We start from the raw sequence: 1,930 nt of genomic DNA on the forward strand, positions 1-1,930 counted from the left end.
ATACCCTATAAAAGATATTACCAATTCACCTGAGTTAGATTTTGTGTTGATAGTAAAATTTCCATCAAAATCTGTTACTACACCGTTTGTAGTACCTTTTTCAACAACATTTGCTCCTGGTAACGGAATGTTACTTCCCGCTTCCAAAATAGTACCACTAATGGTACTTTGTGCCATAGCTACGGCAGACACTAAAAGTGCTACAGCAACTATTAAATTTTGAGTAATTCTTCTCATAATTTTTAAAAAGATTAATTTTTTTAATTAGTCTTGCAAAATTACTTCTTGAGTAAGGTTTTAATATTAAGAAAATATTAAGAAAACTATAACAGTTTTAAAGCAAAAAAGACACTAACCTATTAAAATTAGCACCTTTTTTTAAGTAAATATTATGAGAATGTATTTTTTTTACTTCATATTTTTGTAATATGTCAGTAAATTAACAGTTGAAGAATCATGATTGTTTGTTACCAAATTGTTAAATTCATGTAAAATTTTTGTTGCCAACTGTTTTCCTAGTTCAACTCCAAACTGATCGTAACTAAAAATATTCCAAATAATACCTTGTACAAAAATCTTGTGTTCGTACATGGCTATTAGCTTTCCAAGACTTTTAGGTGTTAATTTTTCTACAAAAATTGTGTTTGTTGGTTTATTTCCTTCAAATATTTTAAAAGGCAAAATAGTTTCTGAAGTTCCTTCGTCTTCTACTTGTTCTTTTGTTTTACCGTTAAGTAAGGCTTCAGTTTGTGCTAAAAAGTTTGATATTAATTTATCTTGGTGGTCTTGATTACCGTGTAATGATTTTGCAAACCCAATAAAATCAGCTGGTATTAGTTTGGTTCCTTGGTGAATTAGCTGAAAAAATGCATGTTGCGAGTTTGTACCGGGTTCTCCCCAAATTAATGTACCTGTTTGGTAATCTATAAAATTACCATTTCTATCAACACTTTTTCCATTACTTTCCATAATGCCTTGTTGCAAATAGGTAGCAAATTGATTTAAATACTGCGAATATGCAATTACAGCTTCACTTTCAGCTTTAAAAAAGTTATTATACCAAATACTTATTAAACCTAAAACCACCGGAATGTTTGATGCAAAATCTTCATTTTTAAAATGCTCATCCATTTCATGAGCACCTTCTAATAAACTAGCATAATTATTATAACCAACTGCCAAACTTATTGAAAGCCCAACGGCGCTCCATAATGAAAAACGACCACCAACCCAATCCCACATTGGGAAAATATTTTCTGAAGCTATACCAAAATTTTTAACCGCTTCTAAATTAGTTGATACTGCTACAAAGTGTTTTGCTATATCATCTTGTGATGCCGATTGTAAAAACCATTCTTTTATGGTGTTGGCATTTGATAAGGTTTCTTGTGTGGTAAACGTTTTAGAAACTACCACAAATAAAGTAGTTTCAGGGTTTAATTTTTTAATTACTTCATTTACATGATCACCATCAACATTACTTACAAAATAAGTTGTTAAATGGTTTTTGTAATACTGAAGCGAATCTACAACCATGGCTGGCCCTAAATCTGATCCGCCAATACCAATGTTTACAACATGCGTAAACGCTTTACCTGTATACCCTTTTTTTGAACCACTTACCACTTTATTGGTAAAAGCCTCTATTTTTTCTCTAACGCTATAAACTTCAGGTATTACATTAACACCATCAACATTTACAACGGCAGTTTTTAGAGCTCTTAAAGCGGTGTGTAATACGGCTCTACCTTCGGTTTTATTAATTTTTTCTCCTGAGAACTGACTTTGTATTGCTTCTTTAAGCTTAACATCATCAGCTAATTCTAATAAATATTTAAATGTTTCTTCAGTAATTCTGTTTTTAGAAACATCTACATAAAAATCTTGCCATTTAATGGTAAATTTATCTGCCCTGTTTGCATCTTGAGCA

At 31.0% G+C, this 1,930-nt stretch carries 2 protein-coding genes; both read right to left on the bottom strand.

What is annotated here, in order from left to right:
- Positions 1-237, bottom strand: a 237-nt coding sequence (locus FUA24_RS24590; RefSeq protein WP_148546077.1) for a carboxypeptidase-like regulatory domain-containing protein, incomplete at its 3' end; no start/stop codon positions are given.
- Positions 238-408: 171 nt separating this feature from the next.
- A partial coding sequence (pgi, locus tag FUA24_RS24595; RefSeq protein ID WP_148546079.1) for a glucose-6-phosphate isomerase occupies positions 409-1,930 on the bottom strand: 1,522 nt, incomplete at its 5' end.

This window comes from Seonamhaeicola marinus, assembly GCF_008085455.1.